At 42.0% G+C, this 25,555-nt stretch carries 26 protein-coding genes; 16 read left to right on the top strand and 10 right to left on the bottom strand.

Features of this window, described 5'->3' with window-relative positions:
* A partial coding sequence (gene hemB, locus ACO1R6_RS22810) for a porphobilinogen synthase (RefSeq protein WP_486267658.1) occupies positions 1-742 on the bottom strand: 742 nt, incomplete at its 3' end.
* A gap of 418 nt (positions 743-1,160) precedes the next feature.
* Here hemB and ACO1R6_RS22805 point away from each other — a divergent pair.
* On the top strand, positions 1,161-1,760 hold the full coding sequence (locus tag ACO1R6_RS22805; protein WP_486267656.1) for a peroxiredoxin family protein: 600 nt from the start codon (positions 1,161-1,163) through the stop codon (positions 1,758-1,760).
* A gap of 220 nt (positions 1,761-1,980) precedes the next feature.
* Positions 1,981-3,084: a bile acid:sodium symporter family protein gene (locus ACO1R6_RS22800; RefSeq protein ID WP_486267662.1), complete on the top strand. Its 1,104-nt coding sequence runs from the start codon at positions 1,981-1,983 to the stop codon at positions 3,082-3,084.
* A gap of 279 nt (positions 3,085-3,363) precedes the next feature.
* On the opposite strand, the gene rocD is transcribed toward ACO1R6_RS22800, so the two are convergent.
* Entirely contained in the window at positions 3,364-4,602 is a 1,239-nt protein-coding gene (gene rocD, locus ACO1R6_RS22795; RefSeq protein WP_486267654.1) for an ornithine--oxo-acid transaminase, read from the bottom strand.
* A 215-nt stretch (positions 4,603-4,817) separates the two neighbouring features.
* Here rocD and ACO1R6_RS22790 point away from each other — a divergent pair, with 215 nt between their 5' ends.
* Together ACO1R6_RS22790 and rpmB are read left to right on the top strand one after the other, a co-directional pair.
* Complete coding sequence (locus ACO1R6_RS22790) at positions 4,818-4,982, top strand: C1orf53 family protein (RefSeq protein WP_486267660.1); 165 nt, start codon at positions 4,818-4,820, stop codon at positions 4,980-4,982.
* Between the two features lie 86 nt (positions 4,983-5,068).
* Complete coding sequence (rpmB, locus tag ACO1R6_RS22785; protein WP_486267653.1) at positions 5,069-5,308, top strand: 50S ribosomal protein L28; 240 nt, start codon at positions 5,069-5,071, stop codon at positions 5,306-5,308.
* Between the two features lie 277 nt (positions 5,309-5,585).
* Here the strand turns inward: rpmB and ACO1R6_RS22780 are convergent, their stop codons facing one another.
* Positions 5,586-6,302, bottom strand: coding sequence for a glycosyltransferase family 2 protein (locus ACO1R6_RS22780; protein ID WP_486267651.1), 717 nt, complete (start codon positions 6,300-6,302; stop codon positions 5,586-5,588).
* A gap of 503 nt (positions 6,303-6,805) precedes the next feature.
* Between ACO1R6_RS22780 and rpmG the strand changes: the two genes are divergently transcribed.
* From rpmG to ACO1R6_RS22755, 5 genes are all read left to right on the top strand, one after another.
* Positions 6,806-6,988, top strand: coding sequence for a 50S ribosomal protein L33 (gene rpmG / locus ACO1R6_RS22775; protein WP_486267649.1), 183 nt, complete (start codon positions 6,806-6,808; stop codon positions 6,986-6,988).
* 2 nt (positions 6,989-6,990) lie between these two features.
* The gene (locus ACO1R6_RS22770; RefSeq protein WP_146904121.1) at positions 6,991-7,146 is read left to right on the top strand and encodes a DUF4295 domain-containing protein; all 156 of its coding nucleotides are present in this window, start codon (positions 6,991-6,993) and stop codon (positions 7,144-7,146) included.
* A gap of 119 nt (positions 7,147-7,265) precedes the next feature.
* A complete protein-coding gene (ftsY, locus tag ACO1R6_RS22765) occupies positions 7,266-8,228 on the top strand; it encodes a signal recognition particle-docking protein FtsY (protein ID WP_486267646.1) in 963 nt (320 codons plus the stop codon).
* Positions 8,229-8,249: 21 nt separating this feature from the next.
* Positions 8,250-8,717 (top strand): carboxypeptidase regulatory-like domain-containing protein, encoded by a 468-nt coding sequence (locus ACO1R6_RS22760; protein WP_486267644.1) that lies wholly within the window; start codon positions 8,250-8,252, stop codon positions 8,715-8,717.
* 190 nt (positions 8,718-8,907) lie between these two features.
* Complete coding sequence (locus ACO1R6_RS22755; RefSeq protein WP_486267642.1) at positions 8,908-9,444, top strand: pyridoxamine 5'-phosphate oxidase family protein; 537 nt, start codon at positions 8,908-8,910, stop codon at positions 9,442-9,444.
* A gap of 300 nt (positions 9,445-9,744) precedes the next feature.
* On the opposite strand, the gene ACO1R6_RS22750 is transcribed toward ACO1R6_RS22755, so the two are convergent.
* Positions 9,745-10,824 (bottom strand): AAA family ATPase, encoded by a 1,080-nt coding sequence (locus tag ACO1R6_RS22750; RefSeq protein ID WP_486267640.1) that lies wholly within the window; start codon positions 10,822-10,824, stop codon positions 9,745-9,747.
* A gap of 421 nt (positions 10,825-11,245) precedes the next feature.
* Between ACO1R6_RS22750 and ACO1R6_RS22745 the strand changes: the two genes are divergently transcribed.
* From ACO1R6_RS22745 to ACO1R6_RS22735, 3 genes are all read left to right on the top strand, one after another.
* Positions 11,246-12,226, top strand: coding sequence for an alpha/beta hydrolase (locus tag ACO1R6_RS22745; RefSeq protein ID WP_486267638.1), 981 nt, complete (start codon positions 11,246-11,248; stop codon positions 12,224-12,226).
* 527 nt (positions 12,227-12,753) lie between these two features.
* Positions 12,754-14,067, top strand: a complete 1,314-nt coding sequence (gene rimO, locus ACO1R6_RS22740; protein WP_486267636.1) for a 30S ribosomal protein S12 methylthiotransferase RimO — start codon at positions 12,754-12,756, stop codon at positions 14,065-14,067.
* Between the two features lie 1,275 nt (positions 14,068-15,342).
* Positions 15,343-16,281: a TerC family protein gene (locus ACO1R6_RS22735; RefSeq protein WP_486267634.1), complete on the top strand. Its 939-nt coding sequence runs from the start codon at positions 15,343-15,345 to the stop codon at positions 16,279-16,281.
* A 99-nt stretch (positions 16,282-16,380) separates the two neighbouring features.
* On the opposite strand, the gene ACO1R6_RS22730 is transcribed toward ACO1R6_RS22735, so the two are convergent.
* The 4 genes from ACO1R6_RS22730 to ACO1R6_RS22715 all read right to left on the bottom strand — a co-directional run bounded on the left by ACO1R6_RS22730 (position 16,381) and on the right by ACO1R6_RS22715 (position 18,328).
* A complete protein-coding gene (locus ACO1R6_RS22730) occupies positions 16,381-16,737 on the bottom strand; it encodes a helix-turn-helix domain-containing protein (RefSeq protein ID WP_486267632.1) in 357 nt (118 codons plus the stop codon).
* 6 nt (positions 16,738-16,743) lie between these two features.
* Complete coding sequence (locus ACO1R6_RS22725; RefSeq protein WP_486267630.1) at positions 16,744-17,037, bottom strand: type II toxin-antitoxin system HigB family toxin; 294 nt, start codon at positions 17,035-17,037, stop codon at positions 16,744-16,746.
* A gap of 167 nt (positions 17,038-17,204) precedes the next feature.
* Entirely contained in the window at positions 17,205-17,387 is a 183-nt protein-coding gene (locus ACO1R6_RS22720) for a hypothetical protein (protein ID WP_486267628.1), read from the bottom strand.
* Positions 17,388-17,530: 143 nt separating this feature from the next.
* Positions 17,531-18,328, bottom strand: coding sequence for a DUF2971 domain-containing protein (locus tag ACO1R6_RS22715; RefSeq protein ID WP_486267626.1), 798 nt, complete (start codon positions 18,326-18,328; stop codon positions 17,531-17,533).
* 715 nt (positions 18,329-19,043) lie between these two features.
* Between ACO1R6_RS22715 and bshC the strand changes: the two genes are divergently transcribed.
* Complete coding sequence (gene bshC / locus ACO1R6_RS22710; protein WP_486267624.1) at positions 19,044-20,603, top strand: bacillithiol biosynthesis cysteine-adding enzyme BshC; 1,560 nt, start codon at positions 19,044-19,046, stop codon at positions 20,601-20,603.
* Entirely contained in the window at positions 20,604-21,179 is a 576-nt protein-coding gene (locus ACO1R6_RS22705; RefSeq protein ID WP_486267622.1) for a 5-formyltetrahydrofolate cyclo-ligase, read from the top strand. It begins immediately after the preceding gene.
* A 469-nt stretch (positions 21,180-21,648) separates the two neighbouring features.
* Here the strand turns inward: ACO1R6_RS22705 and ACO1R6_RS22700 are convergent, their stop codons facing one another.
* The gene (locus ACO1R6_RS22700; protein WP_486267620.1) at positions 21,649-22,422 is read right to left on the bottom strand and encodes a DUF3891 family protein; all 774 of its coding nucleotides are present in this window, start codon (positions 22,420-22,422) and stop codon (positions 21,649-21,651) included.
* A gap of 358 nt (positions 22,423-22,780) precedes the next feature.
* The gene (gene mnmC2, locus ACO1R6_RS22695) at positions 22,781-23,455 is read right to left on the bottom strand and encodes a tRNA (5-methylaminomethyl-2-thiouridine)(34)-methyltransferase MnmC2 (protein ID WP_486267618.1); all 675 of its coding nucleotides are present in this window, start codon (positions 23,453-23,455) and stop codon (positions 22,781-22,783) included.
* Between the two features lie 440 nt (positions 23,456-23,895).
* On the opposite strand from mnmC2, the gene ACO1R6_RS22690 reads away from it, so the two are divergent.
* Both ACO1R6_RS22690 and rlmN read left to right on the top strand, forming a co-directional pair.
* Positions 23,896-24,051 (top strand): hypothetical protein, encoded by a 156-nt coding sequence (locus ACO1R6_RS22690; RefSeq protein ID WP_486267616.1) that lies wholly within the window; start codon positions 23,896-23,898, stop codon positions 24,049-24,051.
* A 206-nt stretch (positions 24,052-24,257) separates the two neighbouring features.
* Entirely contained in the window at positions 24,258-25,319 is a 1,062-nt protein-coding gene (gene rlmN, locus ACO1R6_RS22685; protein WP_486267614.1) for a dual-specificity RNA methyltransferase RlmN, read from the top strand.
* Positions 25,320-25,555: the final 236 nt, after the last annotated feature.

Below are 25,555 nucleotides of genomic sequence, written 5' to 3'. Positions count from 1 at the left end.
GTTTTACCATCAGGTAATCGGCGCCCTCCAGGGTGTCCAGGTCGGCTTCTAGTAAAGCTTCGCGGCTGTTGGCGGGGTTCATCTGGTAGGTTTTCTTGTCGCCAAATTTAGGGGCTGAGTCCAGGGCATCGCGGAACGGACCATAAAAAGCGCTGGCGTACTTGGCGGTGTAAGCCATAATGGCTACATTCTGGAAGGCATTTTTATCTAAATATTCGCGTAAGAAACCAACCCGGCCGTCCATCATATCCGATGGGCCAATAATATCGGCACCGGCACGGGCCTGGGCCAAAGCCATTTTACCCAATATTTCCAGGGTGGCATCGTTCAGAATTTCGCCGTTATCAACAATGCCATCGTGGCCATCGGAGCTGTACGGGTCCATGGCTACATCGGTCATGAGCACCACATCCGGAAAATTCTTTTTTACTTCCCGGATAAAGGTTGGAAATAATCCTTCGGGGTTATAACTCTCGGTGGCAAAGCGGTCTTTTTTAGCCTCGTCAATTACCGGAAAAGGCGCAAAGGCTTTTAAACCTGAATCTACGCAGGCGGCAATTTCATCCAGCATCCGGTCAGTGCTAAACCGGCTAATACCCGGCATAGAATCGATGGGAATGGTTTTGTTTTGGCCTTCCACAACAAAAATCGGGAATATTAAATCATTTATAGAAAGGGCGTTTTCTTGTACTAAATCGCGAATTACCGCATTTTTACGATTACGTCTGGGGCGTCTGATCATGATGAGTAATTAGTTAGGAAAAATTAAATACATATTAGAGTATGTTTAAATTTAGTAGAATCAGTCAAAATCCGTCATTCCGGAAGAATATTCTGATTAGGTAATCATAAGATTCTTCCGGAATGACGGAAATTAATGGGAGAAAGAGGTAATTTTATTTCTCTTATTTAATTGTTTATTAATATTTAAACAGGCTCTAACTAAAAACACAACAAAAGTAGATTTAAATAAATTTACCTGCGCTTATAAGTTTAAAAAATATTTATCTTTTTGTTGAAAAGATAAGCTAAATGGTTATACTTTCCCTATTCTTATTTTAGCCAAAATAATTGTGTGTTTACTTACTTAATGAGGTAAGCGGATGGCCGAATTTTTATTTGTTGGCAAAGTTAGAATGCATCAAATGAGCATAATCTGCATGAAAAAAATATTGCTCTTACTTATTTGCTTTACCTGGGCTGGAATATCCGTACAAGCGCAAACCTACAAAGAAAATTATGCAAAGTGTGGGGCGGTAATGAAGGGGGTGTCGGTAGAAGACCCGTCTTTTTTCAGTAAAAAAGATAAATTGTACGCTTGTTTGGTTGGCAGCAATGCTCCTGATTTTAGTGTAAAAACTTTAGAAGGAAAAATGTTGCAAATGAGCAAATTAAAAGGGCAGGTAGTAGTGCTTAACTTCTGGAATACCGGTTGTAAACCCTGTATCGAAGAAATGCCCGCCTTAAACGAAATAGTAGCCCGGTATAAAAACAAAAATGTAACGTTTATTTCAATAGCCCCGGAAGATGATGATGAAATAAAAGCTTTCTTAAAAAAGCGAGAGTTTAATTTTTTGCCGGTGGCTAATGCTGCAAAACTAATAAAAGAAGATTTTATAACGGATTCTATTTACCCTTATACCATGATTATTGACCAGAAAGGAAAGGTGAAAAAAATATTGATTGGCGGAACCGCTGACAAACAGAAAACTTTTAACGCCATAATGCCCGCTATAAATGAATGCCTGGCGAAAAAGTAATAGGCTATTATTCACCATTGGGCATAAACCCATAATTTTAAATAGGTAGCGCAAATACTTGAAAAGTAATAAGCTGCCGGCGGTACTTTAGCTGCTTTTTAAGCCTAATGCAAAACCGGTTTATTTAGAGAGAATACCCGCCCATTGTTAGTTTTATTAGAATAAACAAGTAACCACCTTAAACACTGCTGCTTTGCGTAATAATTTGTTTTATAAATTAATGCTGGGTTTAGCTATTGTATGTCTGGTAATATTTCTGGTACTGGTGCTGGCGGGTAATATTGCCCTGGCGGGGCCGTGGTTAATTTCTTTTTTTGTGGCCTTGGCTATTGGTTTCCGGCGTTTTACCTGGACCAAAGGCTTCTCGTACCCAACTGTAATATTTGCGGCGGTAACCACTGCCTTGTATTACCCAAACTATTTTGTAGAACTAAACGGCTTTAAGTTTGCAACTTTAATTGTGCCGCTCATTCAGGTTATTATGTTTGGCATGGGTACCTCTATGAGTGCCCAGGATTTTATATCGGTGGTAAAAACACCCAAAGCCGTGATAATTGGGGTGCTTTGCCAGTTTACCATTATGCCTTTGCTGGGCTACAGCCTGGCAAGTATCAGCGGGTTTGCCCCCGAAATTGCGGCCGGCATTATTTTAATTGGTTGTTCGCCGAGCGGTATGGCCTCTAACGTAATGAGTTACCTGGCCAAAGCCAATTTAGCCCTTTCTATTACCATTACGTCGGTCATTACCCTGTTGGCCCCTTTTGTAACACCTGTACTCATGAAGTTATTTGCCGGGGCTTTTATCGACATAAAAGTATTAAACATGATGTGGGATATTGTGAAAATGGTGATTATACCCATTGGGTTTGGGTTGCTGGTGAATAAATTCTTAAGTGGCAAATCTAAATTGTTTGATACCGCCATGCCTTTGCTATCGATGGTGGGGATTGCTTTTATTATTGTAATTATAACCGCTGCGGGCCGCGATAGCTTACTTGATATTGGGCTGTTGCTGATTGGATTGGTATTGGTACATAACCTGTCAGGTTATTTACTAGGTTACTGGGCGGGGCGCCTGTTTAACATGAATGAACGCGATTGCCGCACCATTGCCATTGAAGTTGGGATGCAAAATGGCGGTTTGGCTTCGGGTATTGCCAAAGAAATGGGTAAAATTGCTACCGTGGGTTTAGCGCCGGCCGTATTTGGACCTTTAATGAATATTACCGGCTCGGTACTGGCCTCTTACTGGCACCGCAAACCACCCCAAGACGCTACATTACCAAGTAAAGATAGGCCTGAGCCAGAAGTGGTAAGTATGTAGGATAAGCAACAGATTAAACAGACTTACATTAAAACAGATAGTTGTTGGCTGGGGTGTGCCTTATGTTAAACCAATTATTTATTGTTGCTAAAGCATACTCAGCCCACTCCTTCAAAGCCCTCATCAACCAAATTGCTGTAGCTTGCTTTTAGCTCCTGTTGTTCTGCTTAGAAAATTTTTTAAGCTTTCGCCATCTTCTTGCCGGATTTTAAACAAGGGTATGTGGTTTTAAGTTGGTTCCAGAGCCAGTAGAAGTTGTGGGTTAGAGGACAAAGTTGCTTAAAACGCCGCCAAGGTTTTGGCAATAATATCGCAGCAGGCATGCAGTTGCTCTTCGGTAATAACCAGGGGCGGGGCAAACCGGATAATATGGCCGTGGGTAGGTTTAGCCAGTAAGCCGTTTTCTTTTAAAGCCAAACACACATCCCAGGCGGTACGACCGTCGGGCGTAGGTTGTATAACCACCGCATTAAGTAAGCCTTTGCCACGCACCTGCGTAATCAGGTGGGGATATTTTTGCTGTACAATTTCCAGGCGGTTCCGGAAAACTTCGCCCAATATGCGGGCGTTTTCGGTGAGGCGTTCTTCTTTTATCACAGCTAAGGCGGCCATGGTTACGGCACAAGCCAGCGGGTTGCCCCCAAAAGTAGAACCGTGTTCGCCGGGTTTAATGCACAGCATAATGTCGTCGGCCGCTAAAACCGCCGAAACCGGTAAAACCCCACCCGATAAAGCTTTGCCTAAAATCAGAATATCGGCATGCACACCTTCGTAACAAGAAGCCAATAATTGGCCGGTCCGGCCTATACCGGTCTGAATTTCGTCGGCCATTAGGAGTACGTTGTGTTGCTTACACAAGGCTTTCGCGGCCGCCAGGTAGCCGGCATCAGGAACTACTACTCCGGCTTCGCCCTGAATAGGTTCTACCAGAAAACCACACACGTGCGGATTCTGTAAAGCTTCGGCCAATGCTTCCAGGTTGTTATACGGAATAACTTTATAACCCGGCATATACGGACCAAAACCGCCGGTCGAATCCGGGTCGGTAGAAAAAGAAATAATGCCGGTGGTGCGTCCGTGAAAGTTATGTTCTACCACAATAATTTCGGCTTCGTGTTTAGGAATGCCTTTTTTTTCGTAGCCCCACTTGCGGGCTAGTTTAATAGCCGTTTCTACGGCCTCGGCCCCCGAGTTCATAAGCAAAACCTTCTCGTAACCAAAGTAATCGCAGAGGTATTTTTCGCAAACACCTAATTTATCGTTGTAAAAAGCCCGCGAAGTAAGGGTTAGTTGCTGGGCTTGCTCGGTTAAGGCCCGGATTATTTTCGGATGGCAATGCCCCTGATTTACTGCACTGTATGCCGATAAAAAATCATAATACTGGTTACCTTCCGCATCCCAAAGGTAGACCCCTTCGCCACGGGTAAGTACTACTGGCAACGGATGGTAATTGTGGGCACCGTATTGTTCTTCGAGGGTAATGGCGGCCTGGCTGGAGAGGAGGGTGGTATCTGGCATAATTTTAACCTTTACATGAAACTTGCGCTAAATAGTCTTGCTTTGCCATAAAGCTTAAAGCAACAACTATATTATATATAACGGTAGTTGGGGTAAAAGTAGTAAAACAATTTTGGGTAAAAAAAGCAATATGAGCCGGTTGGGTTTAGCTGTGCTGCTATTATATTTTTTTACCTTTGCCCGAATATTCATTTACTTTTACCGACTTTAAAACTTTGGCTAAACCCGATTTGCCCCCTTTGGCGTCCGGCGATTTTTATTTTAACGAACAAGGCTTAATGGTTTTTACGGTGCAGTACCACTTAAAAAGAGGTTATTGTTGTAAAAATGGCTGTAAGCATTGCCCGTACGGCTTTGCGAAGAAGGAGCGGAAGAATTAATTAATAAATTTATTAGATAACCGTTTGGGTTTTAAACTTTAATTTCGGATATTTGCGTCCCTTTAGAATAAACTGATATAAATACCATGGCACGAGTTTGTGATTTAACTGGCAAAAGACCACAGGTAGGTAATAACGTTTCGCACGCGAACAATAAAACCAAACGTAAATTTTACCCTAACCTGCAAAAGAAAAGATTTTACGTTCCGGAAGAGGATGCCTGGATTACTTTAAAAGTATCTACCTCGGCCATCAGAACTATTAATAAAAACGGTATATCTGCTGTTCTGAAGAAAGCAGTTGCCCAAGGCTACATCGTATACTAATTACGATAACACCAATCCTACTTAACAGTTTAACCGTGTTAGAGTAAGGTTTGTTGGTGTTTAAAAGTATTATCCGGCAACGGAGATAATAAAGTATTTTAATGCTTTATTATCTCCGTTGCCGTTTTTTGTCTTGTATTTTATGGTTTGTATTGGCTTAGGTTGTTCTTAAGGTAAATGGCAAATATCTACCACTGCAACTCTGAGTAAGGTATTTACACAAAAGGCCCGGTCATTACCGGGCCTTTTTATTTGGGGTTTGTTTTGTTTAATTAAACTAGAAAAAGTAAACCGGCTTCCGCTCTTCGGTTTCTACTTCTTTGGTAGCAAAGAGGGTAATTTGTTTTATAATATTTTTTAAGCCGGCATACATTACAATGTCGGTAAACATTTCAAATTCTTTTTTATAGCCTTCTACTAACCCAATTTTTTTGGCTTTGTAGGTGTTCGTAGCCGACCAGGGCATCCACCGGACATTGCGCTTGTGTTTTTGCATATAAAGGTTTATGGCTAGTTCTAGTTGGTAGCCGGTAACCCGCTGGCTTAAAATTTTAGTCAGGTCGTTCTTTTTTACAATGCGTTCGCCGGAGAGCAGAATATCACCGCGGTCGAACTTTACAAACCAGGGAGCATTTATGCGCCGTAAAATAAGCATATCCAGGTTTTGTCGGGCAATGGCCTCTAAAGCTTTTTCAACTTCGCGCTTATCAATTGATTGTAAATCGGCATCCATTAACAATATATGCTCGTTGCAGGCCAGTGCTACCCCGGCACGAATAGCCGCCGCTTTGCCTTGGTTACGCGTAAGCCGCACTAGTTCTACTTCGGGCCACTCGCACTGTATCAGGTCGGCGGTGTTATCTGTAGAACCATCGTCGATGCAAATAATTTGGGTAATAGCACTTATTTGGGTTATAACTTCTAAAACTCGTAAAATTCGGGAACCTTCGTTGTAAAAAGGGATAATACACGATGCCTGCGTATTAAATTGCATATTATAATATTTAAATTTAACTCTATTACGTTTTAAAAGCTTATAAGATTGTATATACCTGTAAATTATTTACCCCTTAACCATCTGGTTGGCAAAGGATATAGCCTCCGGGCCAAACAGCTCTTTTGCAATACGTAAGCAGGCTTAAACAAGGTTAATGTAGTTTTCTAAACAGTCCCCTCGCTGCGCATTCAAAACAATCCCGGTAGGGCTATTTTGTTAGAGTAGTCTCGGGCTTTATTTACGTTCCAAATCTTATTTTATCCTGGCCGCCATTAGCCTGCTAACCTACAAAGCTACCCATATTCTTCGCACGAACAATAGGGAAAGCCCAGGTTAATTGCTAATGTATATTTTTAGCAAAATAATGGGCCTTTCTTTAAGAGAAGAAAGGCATGTAACCGACCAATATCTGGGTAGAGAAATATTTTTGAACCAGGTCGTTTGTAATTAAAAAAATATAATCTTATATTTGCAGTCCCAAATAAAAATATCTAGTTGAGATGGCTAAAAAAGGAAACCGCGTACAGGTAATAATGGAGTGTACGGAACAGAAGAATTCCGGTGTACCGGGAACATCCAGATACATCACTACCAAAAACCGGAAAAATACGCCCGAACGTTTGGAGGTGAAAAAGTATAATCCAAACCTGAAAAAAGTTACTGTTCATAAAGAAATTAAATAACCATGGCTAAGAAAGTAGTTGCGACCCTGAAAACCGCTACCGGTAAAGACTGGGCAAAAGTGATAAAAGCAGTTAAGTCCGAGAAAACCGGTGCTTATACCTTTAGAGAAGAAATGGTGCCTGTAGATAAAGTGCAGGAGTTTTTGGCAGCAAAATAATTGCCTTTGCCCGCATACAAAATATTCAGGAAGTCCCGCATTTACCGGGACTTTTTTGGTTTATACAAAAATTTGCGTAAATTTTAAGATTTAATCGCCGTACCTGGAGCTACACTACCATGGGAATTTTTGATTTCTTCAGTAAAGAGAAAAAGGAGTCGTTGGACAAAGGATTGGAAAAAACCAAAACCAATTTTTTTGACCAATTGAGTAAAGCCGTTATTGGCAAATCGAAGGTAGATGAAGAGGTGCTCGACGACCTGGAAGAAATGCTGGTGCATGCTGATGTGGGCGCCGAAACCACCATCCGGATTATCAGGCGCATTGAAGACCGGGTAGCCCGCGATAAATATGTGGGTACCGCCGAATTGGACCGTATTTTACGCGAAGAGATAGCCGCTCTGCTCGAAGAAAACAACTCCAGCAATATAGCATCTGCCGAATTTGTATTACCAACGGGTATTAAGCCTTATGTAATTATGGTGGTGGGTGTAAACGGCGTAGGTAAAACCACTACCATTGGCAAATTAGCGGCGCAATTTCATAAAGCCGGCAAAAAGGTGGTGCTGGGCGCCGCCGATACTTTCCGGGCTGCTGCCGTAGACCAACTAATTATCTGGGGCGACCGGGTGGGCGTGCCTGTAATATCGCACGGTATGAACACCGACCCGGCTTCGGTAGCTTTTGATGCCGTAAAGAAAGGTGTTGATATGGCTGCAGATGTAGTAATTATTGATACGGCCGGCCGCTTGCACAACAAAGTGGGCCTCATGAACGAGCTTTCTAAAATAAAGCGCGTGATGCAGAAATTTATCCAGGAAGCTCCCCACGAAGTGCTTTTGGTGCTGGATGGAAGTACCGGCCAAAATGCGGTACAACAAGCCCGCGAATTTACCAAAGCTACCGATGTAACTGCCCTGGCCATTACCAAATTAGATGGTACCGCCAAAGGTGGGGTTGTAATTGGTATTTCCGACGAATTTAAAATTCCGGTAAAATACATTGGTGTGGGTGAAAAGATAGACGACTTGCAGGTGTTTGATAAGCACGAGTTTGTCGATTCACTTTTCACGAAAAAATAATACATGATTGTGTAGCTGCCTATGGCCTTATTAGCCCAAATACTGGTGAGTTGCCTGCTGCTCGTAAGCTTAGCAACTGCACACCAGACGCCGGTAATCAAAGAAGGTATTCTGGGTAAAATAACGCTACGGGAAGGTAATATGATGCCTGGCCCCAATCGCAAAAATCTGCCGGCAGGTGCTACGGCAACCGAAAAAACAGCTCCCCGCGAAATTTATATTTACGAACTTACTAACCTGAGCCAGGTAAAAGTAACCGAAGGCTTTTACAGCCACATCCAAACTAAACAAATTGCCAAAGTAATTTCCGGGACTGATGGCATGTTTCAGGTAGCCCTAAAACCTGGTAAATATTCCATTTTCTCGAAAGAACCCGCAGGCTTTTTTGCCAATATGCTCGATGGCAATAGTAATATTTACCCCGTAACCGTATCGGAAAACCGATTGACTTTGGTAGATTTTGTGATTGATTATAACGCCAGTTATTAATTAATCTACAGATCTGATAAATAAATTCTTTTTCTTTTTTGTAGCGACTTATTAGCGTAGGTTAAACGCCGGGTTGCTATAAAGCCATAAAATAATGCTAAAATGGTACGTTTGCCTGCAAAATTAGGCTGGTCAATAACTTTTTTAGTTAGTGTTGGTTTAAAAGAATAATCATTTAGCTTCTTATACCATGGATAGCATAAACCAACAACAACCCGAGAAAAATCACGAAGACCTGCAGGGCCATTCGGCGGGCGAAAAAATAAAAGAGCTGGCCAGTAAAGCCGATACCTGTTTTTTCTGTACCAGAATAACCTCCGGGCAGCCGCTAAAGGTACGGCCCATGGCCATTCGAGAAGTAGATGTGCATGGCAATTTCTGGTTTTTAAGTGCCGATGATAGTCATAAAAACGCCGATATTCAGGCCGACCGGCAAGTGCACCTTTTATTCCAGGGCTCAGCGCACAGCGACTTTCTGAGTGTATTTGGTTTGGCCACTATCAGCAAAGACAAAGAAAAGATAAAAGCGCTTTGGAATCCCATTTTAAAAACCTGGTTTACCGAGGGCCTCGACGACCCCCGGATTACTGTAATAAAAGTAGAAACCAAAGAAGGCTACTACTGGGATAACAAGCACGGCAACGCAATAGCTTTTGCTAAAACCCTGGCCGGAGCTGTAACCGGCATAACCCTCGACGATTCTATTGAAGGTAAACTGAAGGTGTAAAGGTTTTATTATTGATGATATAAATATATTAAAACACGCCGGAAAAATGGTGATAATAAAATGTTGCTATATCTGACAGAATAGAGACATGTAAATAGCGCATCTTATTGCGCTATTTACATGTATTAATGGTTATCTAATCAGTACTATAAAAAGATCATACTTCTAAATTATCTAGATTTATCCGGCTAATTATTTAAGTAAACTTACTTTGTAGCGTAATGCATTCGAGCTTACTGAAAAATCTCTCGAATACTTTTTTGTCTGTTGCTTAACTTACAAAATCCGGATAATATCTACCTAAAAACCTATTTTCTTTTTGCTATCGATTAATTCAAAGGTTTTCTTTTCTAAATTAAATATATCTGCCAAGGCCATATCAGAGTTATTTGATTCATAACCCAAAGGTTTTAATAATTTATTTGATTTTTCTGCCGATAGCGGCTTGAATTCATACCTGGCTATTAGTCGGCCTTTACGCAGAATGGCTTTATCTACTCTTTCAATATTCGTATTGAAAGTACAGATAATCTTTATATTTAAATAATCGCTAAAGAGGCCGTCGGTAAGTTGTAAAATGGTAGATACCACCGAATTTTCACTTAGGTTTTCTCTGGATGTAATAACTTTTTCAGCATCTTCAATAATTAGAATCGAATTTCTGTTTTTTAATAAGAACGAGATGAATTCAGGCTTTAACAAATCCTTTACAAACTCGTTCTGCACAAAAATGAAATTGTTTTCCGGAAACTTAGAAATTAAATTTTTGATATAAGAGGTTTTTCCGGTTCCGGGTACGCCATGCAATAAAATTAATCCCGATTTTTCCTGTTCTAAAGAATTTTCAATTATTTCGTTAATTTCTTGAAAATCATCATTGTAGAGCTGGTTGATATCTACCGGCGAAAATCCATTTTTAACTTTCTCAGTTTCAAAATAACTTGAATCGTACGTTAGTACTTTAAAGGTAGACGATTTGTTCGTGCCAAATTTTCCGCGTAACATTTGATTCATGGCAACTACTTCCTGTTCTAAACCTAAATCAGCCGAATCGTAAAGAAATTCTACAAATATCTCATCATGATCCAAAGAAAGCCAGATAAGCAGGTTCTTAGCATCACTTTTTAATAAATACTGATAAGGGAAATCATTAGATGAATCTGAATCTTTATCGTCCTCAGTACGCCAATTTTTAAATATTTCCTGCAGCTTAAATTTTTCGAAATCAAAGGAAGTTATTACCAATGCCATCGATTCTTTACTCTCTTTTAATGGTGCCTGGAAACTAAGGATAGAGGGCAACTTATTAAAACAGATTATATAATATGGCGTTCTATAAAATTCTTTATAGTTATCTAATGTATCTATTAGATTAGACATTTTATTTCGTGTTAATTTAATTGTGGGTAATTTACAAGAATACTTTGTAGATGCAAGTCCGAAGCAAAGGTTAAGTGTACAGGTTGTTTACTCTTTGCATTTTTATCACATCATTTCAGCAATTCTGGCCAATAATTTGGCGCATAGAGAAATAATACCTCGCATATTCCCTTGTAAGCTAATGTAGTAAATAAAGTCAGTATTTTAATTCTTCTGCACGAGAGAGGGATTCTGAACTGATTGTTAATTGAACTGAGGCTGTACAGGCAGCATTATCGTTCAAAGATTAGATATTCTAATCCCATTAACATTAACCAACTTTCTAAAAAGTTTAGTATCTTACTTTGATGATTCGAAAAGGAAAGGGCCGCTTTCACGTTCTCTATTTTTACGTAAATTACCTGCCAGCTAAATTTTTTACATGAAAGCAATTTGTCTCAGCCTTTTCTTCCTGCTAAATACCTTATTGGCATGGGGCCAAATAACCAGCGGCTTAACGGGCAAACCCGATACTTCTTACACCAATTACAGTGCCTATGCCAGTACCATAAAGCAACACCCCAATATTAAATTGGTGCCGGCGTTTAAGATACCTGCGGTGCAGGAAAAGCGCAATATTATTTATTGCACCCTGGGCGAGCGCAAATTGCTGCTGGATGCTTTTTACCCGAAGAAAAAAACAAAACAGAAAACCCCCGCTGTATTAATTATTCACGGTGGGGGCTGGCGCAGCGGCAGCCGGAGCCAGCATATTCCGTTGGCCCAGCGGCTGGCTGCCTTGGGTTATGCTTGCTTTACCGCCGAGTACCGGCTCTCTACCGAAGCGCTTTACCCGGCAGCCGTACACGATTTAAAAGCGGCTTTGCGCTGGCTGCGGGCCAACGCAAAAACCTATAACCTTGATACTGCCAAAATAGCCGCGCTGGGTTTTTCGGCGGGCGGTGAGTTGGCCGCTTTTATCGGGGCTACAAATATAAATCCGTCGTACGAAGGAGAAAATTGTTACTTAAGCTTTTCGAGTCAGGTGCAAGCCATTATAGACATAGATGGTACGCTTTCTTTTGTGCACCCAGAGTCGGGCGAGGGCGACGACAGCAAGCGTATTTCGGCGGCTACCTATTGGTTTGGATATCCCAAGAAAGATAATTTTAAATTGTGGGAAGAAGCTTCGCCGTTGTACCACGCAGGTAAAAACACGCCGCCCACGCTGTTTCTGAATAGCTCCGTAGACCGCATGCACGCCGGCCGCGAAGATTTCCGGCAGGAATTAAATAAATACAATATTTATTCCGAAGTGCATACTTTCCCCAATGCGCCGCATTCCTTTATTTTATTTGAGCCCTGGTTTAACCCGGCCGTAAATTATATCGCTGATTTCCTGGGAAAGGTATTCGGGAAATAAAGCGGGAAATGCCTCATCTGCCAGCCTCTTCTCCGGGCGGAGAGGGGGAGTCCGGCTAACAGTTGTCTGGCTACAAGTTTTCTAACTAAAGTACCGGGCGCTTTACCTGAAAGGTAATTAAAACAAGTCTCTCGCCTGCAGGAGTAGTTTTAGGGTATATAGCTTATGGTTCGGTTATATTGAAAGTATCTATTGTTTAGGAAGAAAACAGGTAATTGAGCCATACAATTAGCTACCGGTTTGGCTTTCTACCCAGAAGATTCCCTCTGGGAATGACGGCAATAGAAAGGAAACTTTATAGGAAATAGGCCATTTTATATTTGTGTCTTAAACTCCTCTCCTTTAGGAGAGGAGTTTAAGTTGAGTTTCTTTCTAAACCAATTTAAAAGAAACCTTGATAACCCAAGCAGCTATTCTTTTATTAACAGAACAAATTGTACCTTTGCAAATTATTTCCCGAACGAACCATTCTGGCCGTCAGTTGGTTTAGAAAGGAGCCTTAAAGCGGCAGATTTGCCAACAGATACGTGAAAGTTAGAAGTTTAAAAAAAGACAAAGTAAACGTTATTACCTTAGGTTGTTCTAAAAACCTGGTAGATTCCGAAGTACTCATGGGGCAGTTACGCGCCAACAACATGGCTGTTGCCCACGAATCGGAAAAAGACGATGCCAATATTATTATTGTAAATACCTGTGGCTTTATCGACAACGCGAAGCAGGAATCTATTGATACTATTTTGCAATACGCCGACGAGAAAGAGGCCGGTAATATTGATAAATTATACGTTACAGGTTGTTTATCGCAACGCTACAAAGATTCGCTGGAGACCGAAATTCCGCAAGTAGATGCTTTTTTTGGAACGCTGGAATTGCCCCAACTCCTCAAAACTTTAGAAGCCGACTACAAGCACGAATTAATTGGCGAGCGCCTCTTAACCACGCCCAAGCATTACGCCTATTTTAAAATAGCCGAAGGTTGTAACCGCCCTTGCTCATTTTGTGCCATTCCGCTGATGCGGGGCAAGCACGTCGACCGGTCGATTGAAGATTTGGTGAAGGAAGCAACCCGTTTGGCCTCTATGGGTACAAAAGAACTTATTCTGATTGCCCAGGATTTAACCTACTACGGTCTCGAGAAATACGGCGAACGCAAACTAGCCGATTTAATGCGCCACCTATCGGATATTAATGGCATCGACTGGATTCGCCTGCAGTACGCCTACCCTTCTCAGTTCCCGATGGATGCCTTAAAGGTAATGGCCGAGCGCGATAATATTTGCAAATACCTGGATATGCCGCTGCAGCACATTTCCGACAACATGCTCAAAACCATGCGCCGCGGCATTAGCAAACGCCGCACCGTAGAGCTCGTCGATACCATTCGGCAGCAGGTACCCGATATTGCTTTGCGTACCACGCTCATTGCCGGCCACCCCGGCGAAACACAAAGGGATTTTGAAGAACTCTACGATTTTGTGGAGCGGACGCGTTTCGACCGCTTAGGCATTTTTACGTATTCGCACGAAGAAAGCACCCACGCCTACACCTTACCCGACGATGTGCCGGCCGAAGTAAAGCAGGAGCGCGCCGATGCCATTATGGAACTACAGCAAGGCATTTCGCTGGAACTGAACGAAGCCCGCGTAGGCCAAACCTACAAAGTATTGTTCGATCGGAAAGAAAGCGGCTACTTTGTGGGGCGTACCCAGTACGATTCGCCGGAAGTAGATAACGAAGTGCTGGTGCCCGCCAAAAACGCCTACGTACGCCTCGGCGATTTTGCCCACGTACGTATTACTGAATCGACGGATTTTGATTTGTACGGCGAAATAGTCGCTTAAGAGATATATTTTGAATTTAGAAAATCCTCTCCCGCAACGGAGGGGATTTTTTGTTTACAGCTTGTCTGGCGTAATAAAGCATAGCTACTTTTTTTTATTCTATCTTTATTGTACTTTCTTATTCTATTTAATATCACGCTTTTTTATTGATGGTATATTACGCTTGGCTAGGATAGCAAAGAAAAACACCCGTACAAGCCCCGAAGGGGCGTAATACCTCAGCGATGGGTGTAGCTCATCGAAAAAAGCAGGTACATTCAAAAGCCCTGAAAGGGCGAAATACTTCCCCGGAAATCAATTCGAGAATCAAATAAAATAATGGCGCAATCCCTGGTAAAGGCCTACATCCACCTCATATTGAGCACAAACACCGGCTACCCCTGATACACCCGCCGGTTGAAACAGAACTACATCGTTATAGAAGCGGTATTTGCAACAACTTGGAATGCCCACCCATTATCGTCGGTGGGTATACCGACCATATTTAGCTCTTATGCCTACTCTCCAAGAAAATAGCTTTAATGAAATTGGTAGAAGAAGTAAAATATCATTCTTCTAAATGGGTAAAACCAAAGGAGACGAATCTGGTAACTTCTATTGGCAAGATGGTTATGGTGCGTTCTCCATTAATCCCAGCGAAGTAGATACGGTGGTAGCATACATTCCTAACTAAAAAGAAAATCACCGGAGTAAAACCTTTCAGGAAGAATATAGGGTTTTTCTGCAGAAATACCAGGTTCCGTATGCTGAACGGTATGTGTTGTGGGATTGAATATTTCGTCCTTTCAGGACTTTAGACTTCTTATCTTCTTTTCACCTTTCTTTTCACAGGGCTGCACCCTGTGCTGGGGTATGACGCCCTTTCAGGGCTAAACAACAGGTAGAATCACCCGGGGGAACTTTTAATAATCGCATGTCACTGTTATTTAGCTCCGGCATTATTTCTCTTTCTTAACGGTTTATACTACCAGTAGCCGCTGGGTATGGGTTTTTGTTCAGGTGCAACGGAACGGGTTACCAGTTCTTCTTTTTGCCGCCGTTATTTTCCTTTTGGTAAATGGGACACGTAATAGCGCTGCTGCCCAGCAATGCCTGTCGCTAACAATCGGAAAAACTTGGTACCTTTACCAACGTTAAACGGAGTATTAAGCGGTTAGGCACGAAGTTTTAGTATAATTCGGCCTCCTTTAGCAATTCTTACCATGGCCGCTTCAGCTCTTTTTCCCAAATACATTTTTTGTAAAAATATCTCATTGATATAAAAAAACTTTAACTATGGAAGTTAATAGCACGTTCTGGATTGGATTCAATCTTTTTGTACTCCTGATGCTGGCCCTGGATTTGGGCGTCTTTAACCGCAAAGCGCATGTGGTGTCGGTGAAAGAGGCCTTAACCTGGTCGGCGGTTTGGATATCGCTGGCTTTAGTTTTTAATACGCTTATTTATTATTGGTTCGGCGAGCACAAAGCCGTTGAGTTTTTAACAGGTTATGTTTTAGAAAAAACCCTGAGCGTAGATAATATTTTCGTGTTTGTATTAATCTTTAAATATTTTCAGATACCATCTATCTATCAGCACAAAATATTGTTTTGGGGTATTCTGGGCGCTTTGCTGATGCGCGTAGCTTTTATTTTTGCCGGCGTGGCTTTAATCGAAAAGTTTCACTGGACTATTTACCTGTTTGGGGTTTTCCTGATTTATACCGGTTACAAAATGTTTACCGAAAAAGATAAAGAAATGGAGCCCGAGAAAAACCCCGTTATAAAGTTATTCCGGAAAATAATGCCGGTAACAAACCAATTGTCCGGCGAAAAGTTTTTTGTGAAGGAAGCTGGCCGGGTACACGCCACCCCATTATTCCTGGTGCTCGTGCTCATTGAGGTATCAGACCTTATTTTTGCGGTGGATAGCATTCCGGCCATTCTGGCCATTACCCAAGACCAGTTTATTGTTTACACCTCTAATGTGTTTGCTATTCTGGGCCTGCGTTCATTGTATTTTGCCCTGGCCCACGTAATTCACCGGTTTGTTTTTCTTTCTACCGGTTTGGCGGTTATTTTAATATTTGTGGGCCTCAAAATGGTAATGATAGATGTATTTAAAGTGCCTACGTTTATTTCCTTACTTGTGATTGGGTTTATTATTACGGTTAGTATTGTGTTTTCTTTGCTTAAAACGAAGAATGACGAAGAAGGAGTAGACGAAGGGCTATAGCTATTCTTACATGCGGCCAGTTTATAAGGAGTCAGAAATGGGTACTTTAAAACTGGCCGTAAAAAAGATTTGTAGATGCTGTGCTAGAGCATGGTTTCTTTAATATTCCTGAATCAGTACGTTGGTGGGAATATTCAGTTTATTATGAAGGTTCCGTATCATGCCTAGCGTGAGCTTCCTTTTTCCGCTCAAAACTTCACTTACCCTACTCTTGAACCCCAGAACCTCTGCCAAGTCATTCTGTTTTATTCCGAGTTGTTCCATTCTAAACTTTACCGCCTCAATCGGGTCTGGTGCTTCAATCGGGAAATGCTCCTTTTCATAGAAGTCAATCAAAAAAGATAGCAACTCCAATTCATCTCCTGCCTGCGAACCTGGCTCTGCGTCAAATATAGTTTCCAGCCTTTGCAGGGCTAATTGGTAATCTTCCTCGGTTTTTATCAGCTTTATATGCATTTCTTTTTAAATTTTAGTTGCGTCAACTTTATCGTATTCGGCGTGCGTACCAATAAACCGAACCCAGACGATGCCATATTTGTAGTTGATTTTAACAATTAACCGGTAGTTGTTTCCTTTGATGTTGAAGATTATTCTGTTATCCTCCAAGATACTAGCCGAAGGATATTCCTTCTTTATGTCGTTCGGGGACTGCCAGCTAGCCTGCTCAACCTCATGATGCCAAGCTTTTAGTTGCTGCTCACAATCGGCATGCTGTTCCCAGAAATCCCGTAGTGTTCGTTTTGCTATAACCCTCACATCTTATTTTTATAACTCAAATATAAAGAAAAAAGTTACCAGGGTGGTAACTTTTAAAAAGCTTTGTTTTGAATACGCTCTAACGTACCTGTGTACATGCAGGAGCAACCACTAATTAAATTCGTGCGGGCAGCACCACCACCGATTGTGCTGGTTAAAAGGTTAAGTTAAGTAAAAAATTGCCTTCTTTCCTTTCTTGTTGAACTTACCTTTCTATTTACAAATTCTTTTAATTCTTGGTTTGAAGTTGAGAAATCAATATGTTCTATTGTTAATTCAAATGGATCATTAAACTCAGATGGATTAGAAAATATTAATGTAGTATTTGCTATTTTTTTTGCTGTATCCAAGCTTACATACTTATAAAGAGCTCCTCATATGGATTGAAAGTAATGAAGCCGTTTTCTTCGAGAAATTTATATATTTCAGCCATACGTGTTTAGGTTTATTGCTTTTGATAAATGGCAATACCTTGTATAATAATACTTACATTTTAGATTTGCTTTTTTATAGATAATCTGAAGGAACTATTATTAATTTCCATTTGATATTTCTTAACATGCTTAAAATCTTTATTAATTAATTTATTTAAATCAACCTTATCTTTCGATCCTATTTTACACCCAAAATATATTTCTACAATGCTTGAAGGGGCTATTTCTACGATACCGTGATACTCCATACTTACTGCTCTATATTCCTTTTCGTAGGACCAATCAGATGCTTTAGTTAAAACCCAGTGGCGAATGGCATTTAGATAACTCATTGTCCTTGTTATGCCATTAATTTTATCTTTGTACAATACAGGGTAAATAGCAAATAAATCCTCGTGGATTATAGGTAAGTTAAAGCCAATACAAATCCCAGTATGATTTCTTGCGTAATGTGACCACATTAATATATTATCAGGAATTTCAGAAAAGCAACAGATACCTAATTCCCCTTTCATCTTTAAGAGGACTTCATCTTGCTTGCCCCTTATATAGTTGGGATCTTTAATAAATTTTCTTTCATATACCCTTTTATCTCTCCTTTTTAAATTACTTAAAATTGGTTTAATATGTTCTTTGGCTATTTTATTGAGTTCTTGCACTGTATAGTCATATTTTAAAAAGCCCTCATAACAATCCAACGGATCGTTAAAGCGCGAAGGATTAGAAAACATTAAGGTTTTATTATCAAGTATAAGCTTTGCATCATCAATGCTTACATATTTATATAAAATTCGGTTTAAAACCTTGTTTATATCCAAGTGCTTTTCTATTTCTTCATCAGGAGTAATTGAACTCATAATTTTCAATCTTATCTTTAAGGAAAAAAGGTGGTTTTACAAGATGGTAAATTATTAATAATAAAAAAAGGAGCCTTCATAGCTCCCGCGCTGTTTGGAGTCTTCCAAAGGGAGACTCCAAACTTTTTATGAAACCGGAGGAACTCTGTTCCGGTAAATACCAGTGAAGGCTACTACCGGCAAGGCAGCTATGAAATCTGAGATTAGATTGGACTGTGTTTTATTATGTCTACAGGAATAGAGTGGGCCTAGTGTTTACCCGGCAACAATAGGCCCACCTGGGGGTGGAAAGTTTGCATGTCAAAGAAGAAAAGCAATTTCTTGTAAATGGTAGGAAGTCAGATACTTTCTTTTTTATTAAAAGTTTGCAGTCGTCTTTCAGAAGACTACAAACAGCTGAGGACTTAGGAACTGACAGCGCAATCATGCAGTCAGAATAGAATTTTTCTGTAACCTTCTTGTAAATAGGTAGGAAGTCAGAGACTCCTTTTTTCATTAAAAGTTTGCAGTCGTCCTTCGGAAGACTACAAACAGCTGGGGCTCGGTTGGAGTGTCAGGTGATAACACCTGACACGGCCGTAAGTGGTAAATTTTGAGCTACTTCATTTGCTTTATCTTCTTTTAAATATTTCCCCATCCGCTAACACTGTTAATTAAATTTTTAGCCGTTACTTTGTGACTTTCGTTAGTACACCAGATGCTAGCCCCTTTTAGGATGAAAATATTCAAAACCGACTATAGCGCTACCGGCGCCTTTTCGCCGCTCATTACCGATTACCTGGCCCAAAACCCGAAGCTACAGCCTTTTTACCACCGGTTTCCGGCGCTGGCCAATTTTGAAGCGCAAATAAAGGAAAAGGCGCAGACGCCCGTAAACCGCGAATTACTCGTGCGGGTGCTGCAGGAGCAATACGGGACTTTAGCCGAGCCGCATTCGCCGGCGGCCCTTAATATTTTGCGGTTGGCGCAGCCCAATACTTTTACCGTTACCACTGGCCACCAACTAAATATTTTTACTGGCCCGCTGTATTTTATTTACAAGATTATAACCGCCATTAATACCTGTCGGGAGCTAAAAGAGACCTACCCCGCTTACGATTTTGTGCCGGTGTACTGGATGGCCACCGAAGACCACGATTTTGCCGAAATCAATCATTTTAACTTGTTTGGCAAAACTTACACCTGGGAGAGCAACCAAACCGGGGCCGTGGGTCGTTTCTCTACCACCGATATGGCCGACTTGCTGGCTGCACTCCCCGAAGCTTACCCGCTTTTTACCGAAGCCTACACCCAGCACAAAACCCTGGCCGATGCCACCCGCGCCATTACGCACAGTTTATTCGGGCAATATGGCCTGGTAACGATAGACGGCGATAGTGCCGCTTTAAAACAGGTTTTAACGCCCGTAATTAAAGAAGAGCTAACCCAGCAAAAAGCGCATGAACTGGTAACTGAGGCCAGCGAGCAATTGGCCCTGGAGTACAAAGCACAGGTAATGGCCCGCGAAATAAATTTATTTTACCTCGATGCCGGCGTACGTGAACGTATTGTGCAGGACGGCGATACGTATAAAGTCCTGAACACCGATATCAGTTTTTCGGCGGAGGAAATACTGGAACTGGCTGCCACTGCCCCGGAAAAATTTAGCCCGAACGTAATATTGCGGCCGCTGTACCAGGAATTGTTGCTACCTAATTTGGCTTACATTGGGGGTGGGGCCGAAGTAAATTACTGGTTCCAGTTAAAAACCTTGTTCGAGGCGTTCCGGGTGCCGTTTCCAATGGTAATGCTGCGCAACTCGGCGTTGTACATTAACAAAGCCAGTTTTTACCGCCGCCAGAAGTTGGATTTACAACCCGAAGATTTATTTAAAGATACCGCTGCGTTAAAAAAGCAAATTACCGCCCGCTTAGAAGGCGATGGTTTGTCGTTGGCCGAGGAGAAAAAGCAAATAGAAACAATTTTTGCCCGCATAGCTAGCCTGGCCACCAGCATAGACCCTACTTTAACCAAAACCGTAGCTGCCGAGCAGCAGAAAACCCTGAACGCGCTGGAAGTGCTGGAAAAGAAAATTGTAAAAGCCAACGACACCAAGTACGAAACGCTCTTTAACCAGCTTACGGCCTTAAAAGAAAAGTTATTTCCGGGCGGCAGCCTGCAGGAACGCACCGATAATTTACTTACCTACAGCACAAATAATCCCGATTTTATCTCGGAACTAATCTCGGCTTTTGAACCGCTGGCTTTCCAGTTTACCATTCTGGAAGAAGAATAAATGGATAAAAAAACGTTGCGGCGGCAAATGCTCCAAAAGCGGGCGCAATACAGTACCGCCGAACTGGCAGCCAAAAGCCAGGCCATGGCAACTTCTTTTTTTACGCATTTTATTTCCGAAGCTATCCGGACGGTACATATTTTTTTACCCATCCAACGCCAAAATGAGGTAGATACCTGGCCCATTATCCGGCGCTTGCAAGAAGATTTTCCGCAGGTACAGTTAGTTGCTTCGGTAGCCAACCTGCAGGATTTTACGCTTACGCACCACTGGCTGCTGCCCGAAACCGAGCTCGTCGAGAATAAATGGGGAATACCAGAGCCCCTAGCGGCCGCGGCCGTACCCATCGAAAAGCTGGACCTGGTGCTGGTGCCCTTGCTGGCTTTTGATGCGCGGGGCCACCGCGTAGGCTACGGCAAAGGTTTCTACGACCGCTTTTTGCAAGCCTGTCGCCCCGATACCCTTAAAGTTGGTTTATCGCTGGAACCCGCCATAGCCGAGATTACCGATGTACACCCCGACGATGTGTCGTTGGATTACGTAATTACGCCGGAAGGCGTGGTGCAATTCAATTAATTTTAAGGTTTTTAGGGTTTATCTTGGGTAAGATTGAATATGGCTAAGCCCTAGTGCTAACTAACTAATAAAAGAACGTTTATAATCCATCGCATAGCGGAAAGGTTAATACCGGTAGAATACTCTTAAACTGACCATTCTGGAAGAATCTTGCGGATTGGTGTGATAGCCCAACATCTACTACAAGTTAGCCGCAGAAGATGAATTACCAAGCTCCCCGCCTGTTTTGGAGTGGTTTGGGGGTGGTAAATACCTTTTTTATACGTATCCGGCTGGGGTTTGGTAGTATCGACCTTTCAACCGATCCTTCCGCACTCCCGGCACTTTCCCTTACCAATTTGTAACGTTGCGGCCGCACCTGAACGTTGCAAATTGGCTTGGCTACAGGAGTTTAGTAAACACTTGCGACATTTTAATAAGCTTGGTCCAGTAAATGTCAGGTAAAACGCTTAGCGGCCGGTAAAATGGTTTAACCCGAAATAATTACTTCGTAGGCGGCTACCGGGGCATCTGCAAATGCGCCGGTAAGTCCTTGTTCTTTTATACTTCTGCGGCTAAGTTCTTTGTACGGAATGGTTAAAGTAAATTCGGTCACAAACGGGAACGGCGCTACTACTATTTTGGTAGGCGTTTGCCAGGTAGCATTAATTCTCTCGCCCTGGGTAAAAGCAAACTTTTCGGAGTTGGGTATGCCGTTCTGATACCAGGGGTGTTCGGCTTCTTTTTTTACGCCCGGTTCGTTTAAACACAGGTAAATAGATAAGCTGTCGCAAAATTTAAGCAAAGCCAGGTGAAAATCTAAGTTGGTTTCGGCTTCGGGCGTATGCAGGGCCAAAGTATCTTTTAAAATAGCTTGCCGGTTGCGTTCGTGGGCCAGAAAAGCTTGTCCAAATTCCGAGGTGTCCAGGTCGGGGAACGAGCTGTAATGTAAACTGTTGAGCAAAGCCGCGTACAAATCGGTTTCCTGTACCTGGCTAATGCCGGCCTGGTAATGCACTACTTTGGGGGCAATCGGGTAATCGGTAAACGAATAAGGACGCTTATCCAGGTCGTTCCAGAAAGGAGCCGCGTCCAGGTTAACCCAACCGCGGTCGTGCTGGTAAATGGCGGCAATTACGCTTTCTTTTTTGTCGTCGCCGATAAAATAAGCCGGATGCCAGTTCTGGGCCATTTGCCCGGAAAGTTGGGCATGGTCGTGCTGGTTAATCAAAATAAATCCATCCGGCGATTTTCGTACGATCATAAAGGGGGTTTACTTGCTTCGGAATAAATACCAGTGCCGTTTACCGGCAACTGGCCGCGGCATTACCCTATAACGCCAATCGGGCAAATAAGATAAAGTTCTTTGCGACCCATCCTTTTTATTTAAGCTTACTCACAGCCCCCTTGGTATGTAAAGAACCAGTATCGTGTTTTATTAAAAAAGCCATTCAGCTGCTATGAGTAGTATTAGCACCGCCCATAATTTAGATTTTAATAATCTGTTGGTCAGGGGAAACAATCTATACTTTAATTTCTAAAATATAAAACCGGTTTAAAGTTAAATTCACCATTTAAAATTTATTGATATCCGGCTGCAGCATTAAGCTTTTGCCGGGGTGCTACTGTTTCGTGGCACGGGTCATTTCGCGTTTGCCCGCTGGCCCCGGCAGGGCTTCTACGGTAAAGCCGGCCGCTTTTAAGCTTCTTTTAAAACTGCCTTTGGCACAATAGCTAACCAAAACCCCACCCGTGGCTAAGGAATCATACAACTTCCGGAATATGTCGTCGGTCCAGAGTTCGGGTTGCTTTTCGGGGGCAAAGGCATCAAAGTAAATTAAATCGTAATAATCAGTAGGGAGAGTATAGGTTTCCAGGTCGTTGTGTACTTTCCGGAGCCCAAAATTAGGTAATACCGGTACCGGTTCGTGCCAGGGCGCATTGTGCAGTTGCGGTAAATAATCGAGCAGTTCGGGGTTTAAAATAAACTTATCGAAACGCATCTGGTCAATTACTTCTAAAGCTACCGGGTATTTTTCGAGGGCATCGTACTGCAATTGATCTGGTTTACCCATAACCTGCTGCAGCGTAAGCAAGGCATTTAAGCCGGTGCCAAACCCAATTTCCAATATTTTTAAAGGTTGCTTATTGCGGGAGCGTACATGTTCCAGCCCAGCCCGGATAAATACATGTAGCGATTCTTGTAAGGCCCCGTTTACAGAGTGGTAGTGCTCATTTAGCGCCGGTACAAATAAGGTCGTCGAGCCGTCTTTGGTTTCTCTTATTTCAGTTTTCACAGATATATCGGTTTAAAACAAAAATTAGCCGGCCAAATTTTAAAATTTTAACCGAGAAAACCATAGGTAATTATTAGTTAGGATTAATTTACAACTTACCTAGGGTAAAAAATAAGGCTATTATTGAGCGGTAAACACCTAGTTAACCCGCATTACACAAACTAGGGAACTGATTGGGTAGAATGCTGGGCGCGGGGGAATATTTGTATTAACACCCACCCAATAAACTAAATTTAGCCCCATGTACCTAATTATTTATTTTACGCCCGAGGATGTGTATTTTGCATATTTTAAGGGTGTGGGGTGTTTGTGAATATTTCTATGTAATTGAATAATATAAATTTATTTGAACCTTGAAGGTTAATTAAGAGTTTAATAATTAAATATTTATATAAATTTTAATTTTGCATCTTATGAATAATGAAAGATTTAAGCAGAGGATGGCAGAGTTGGAACAGGAACGGGATAAGTTTGTTGCCAAATTAACGCCCGAAAGCCAACAAGAATATAAACAAAAAGAAGAAGCGTTTAACCGGCTGGGTAATTCTACCAACCACGATTTAAATTCTGATAAACCAATGCTGCCAAATAAATAAAATATATAGCACCTATGAAAACCTTTAAAGGTTATGCCTGATTAAACCGGAATTGTGATGCTTTTCCGGTTTTTTTATGCCATTTATTTTTGATTTTTTTAGATAGGATCTTATAAAGTAGGCACCTGATTTTTAGAGAGTAATCTTATTTAGGCCGGAGCGGTGTAATTGAAACTCTTCGGCTATATTTTTTGTACCTTTGTAGTATGATTGCGATTCAAACAAAAAAAGATATACGTAAACTCGCCCTCGACGACCTGAAAGCCTGGTTTGTGGAGAACGGCGAAAAACCTTTCCGGGCCAAGCAGGTGTACGAGTGGTTGTGGAAACATGCCGCCCAATCGTTTGCGGAGATGAATAACGTGTCGTTGCCGTTACGCGAAAAACTGGATGCGCATTTTGCCATAAACCGGGTACAGGTAGCCAACCGGCAAATCAGCAAAGACGGCACCATTAAATCGGCTTTCCGGTTATTCGACGGCAATATTGTAGAAGGCGTTTTAATTCCGCACGAAGAACGCATGACGGCTTGCGTATCGAGCCAGGTGGGTTGTTCGCTTACCTGTAAGTTTTGCGCCACCGGTTACATGGAGCGCAAACGCAACCTTGAGGCTGCCGAAATTTACGACCAGGTAGTTTTAATTAACCAGCAGTGTTTAGAACACTACGGTACACCGCTTACCAATATTGTGTACATGGGTATGGGCGAACCTTTGCTGAACTACGCCAACGTGGTAAAAAGTGTGGAGCGTATTACCGCGCCCGATGGCTTAAATATGGCGGCCCGCCGCATTACCATCAGCACAGCTGGTATCGCCAAGATGATTAAGAAATTAGCCGACGATGGGGTAAAAGCCAACCTGGCGCTGTCGTTGCACGCGGCCAACGATACCAAGCGTAATGAAATAATGCCGATTAACGAAACCAACTCGCAGGAAACGTTAAGTGAAGCGCTAAAATATTACCACCAGGTAACCGGCCGCAAAGTAACCTACGAGTATATTGTGTTTGAGAATTTTAATGATTCTTTACAGGATGCCGAAGATTTGCTGCGGTTTACGCGCCTGATTCCGTGTAAGGTAAATTTAATTGAATACAACCCCATTGCGGCGGCTTTATTCCGGAACACCGACGATGACCATTTATCGAAATTTGTGTATTACCTCGCCGACCGGGGCGTACAGGTAAACGTGCGCCGGAGCCGGGGCAAAGATATAGATGCGGCCTGCGGACAGCTTGCCACCAAAGAAAAAAAACAGCTTGCCTAAGGCAAGCTGTTTTCTAAGTTTTTAATTATCCACCACAAATAATTAAAATCACCCAAACTTAATCAGGAGGTCTTTATATTTCTGTTACTCCAGGTTTCTGCAGTACAGCTTTATTATCTACTTTAATCCGTTAAAAGAATTTGTCTCTCCTTAGCTACAACCCGGCAAATCTGCCGCTATTTCTTTTAACTCCTACACCGTTGATTTTTAACTTTAATCCCTTCTGGATAGATATT

The organism is Adhaeribacter sp. (assembly GCF_057359045.1).
This window is presented reverse-complemented; position numbering and strand designations above follow the sequence as displayed.

Coding starts and splice junctions, on each gene's coding strand:
- ACO1R6_RS22800 (WP_486267662.1), top strand. CDS start 1,981: ATGCTGGGTTTAGCTATTGTATGTCTGGTAATATTTCTGGTACTGGTG.
- ACO1R6_RS22750 (WP_486267640.1), bottom strand. CDS start 10,824: ATGTCTAATCTAATAGATACATTAGATAACTATAAAGAATTTTATAGA.
- ACO1R6_RS22780 (WP_486267651.1), bottom strand. CDS start 6,302: ATGCAATTTAATACGCAGGCATCGTGTATTATCCCTTTTTACAACGAA.
- rpmB (WP_486267653.1), top strand. CDS start 5,069: ATGGCACGAGTTTGTGATTTAACTGGCAAAAGACCACAGGTAGGTAAT.
- ACO1R6_RS22705 (WP_486267622.1), top strand. CDS start 20,604: ATGGATAAAAAAACGTTGCGGCGGCAAATGCTCCAAAAGCGGGCGCAA.
- ACO1R6_RS22755 (WP_486267642.1), top strand. CDS start 8,908: ATGGATAGCATAAACCAACAACAACCCGAGAAAAATCACGAAGACCTG.
- ACO1R6_RS22715 (WP_486267626.1), bottom strand. CDS start 18,328: ATGAGTTCAATTACTCCTGATGAAGAAATAGAAAAGCACTTGGATATA.
- rocD (WP_486267654.1), bottom strand. CDS start 4,602: ATGCCAGATACCACCCTCCTCTCCAGCCAGGCCGCCATTACCCTCGAA.
- ACO1R6_RS22760 (WP_486267644.1), top strand. CDS start 8,250: ATGGCCTTATTAGCCCAAATACTGGTGAGTTGCCTGCTGCTCGTAAGC.
- ACO1R6_RS22700 (WP_486267620.1), bottom strand. CDS start 22,422: ATGATCGTACGAAAATCGCCGGATGGATTTATTTTGATTAACCAGCAC.
- ftsY (WP_486267646.1), top strand. CDS start 7,266: ATGGGAATTTTTGATTTCTTCAGTAAAGAGAAAAAGGAGTCGTTGGAC.
- ACO1R6_RS22735 (WP_486267634.1), top strand. CDS start 15,343: ATGGAAGTTAATAGCACGTTCTGGATTGGATTCAATCTTTTTGTACTC.
- rlmN (WP_486267614.1), top strand. CDS start 24,258: ATGATTGCGATTCAAACAAAAAAAGATATACGTAAACTCGCCCTCGAC.
- bshC (WP_486267624.1), top strand. CDS start 19,044: ATGAAAATATTCAAAACCGACTATAGCGCTACCGGCGCCTTTTCGCCG.
- ACO1R6_RS22745 (WP_486267638.1), top strand. CDS start 11,246: ATGAAAGCAATTTGTCTCAGCCTTTTCTTCCTGCTAAATACCTTATTG.
- ACO1R6_RS22730 (WP_486267632.1), bottom strand. CDS start 16,737: ATGCATATAAAGCTGATAAAAACCGAGGAAGATTACCAATTAGCCCTG.
- ACO1R6_RS22805 (WP_486267656.1), top strand. CDS start 1,161: ATGAAAAAAATATTGCTCTTACTTATTTGCTTTACCTGGGCTGGAATA.
- ACO1R6_RS22690 (WP_486267616.1), top strand. CDS start 23,896: ATGGCAGAGTTGGAACAGGAACGGGATAAGTTTGTTGCCAAATTAACG.
- ACO1R6_RS22770 (WP_146904121.1), top strand. CDS start 6,991: ATGGCTAAGAAAGTAGTTGCGACCCTGAAAACCGCTACCGGTAAAGAC.
- rpmG (WP_486267649.1), top strand. CDS start 6,806: ATGGCTAAAAAAGGAAACCGCGTACAGGTAATAATGGAGTGTACGGAA.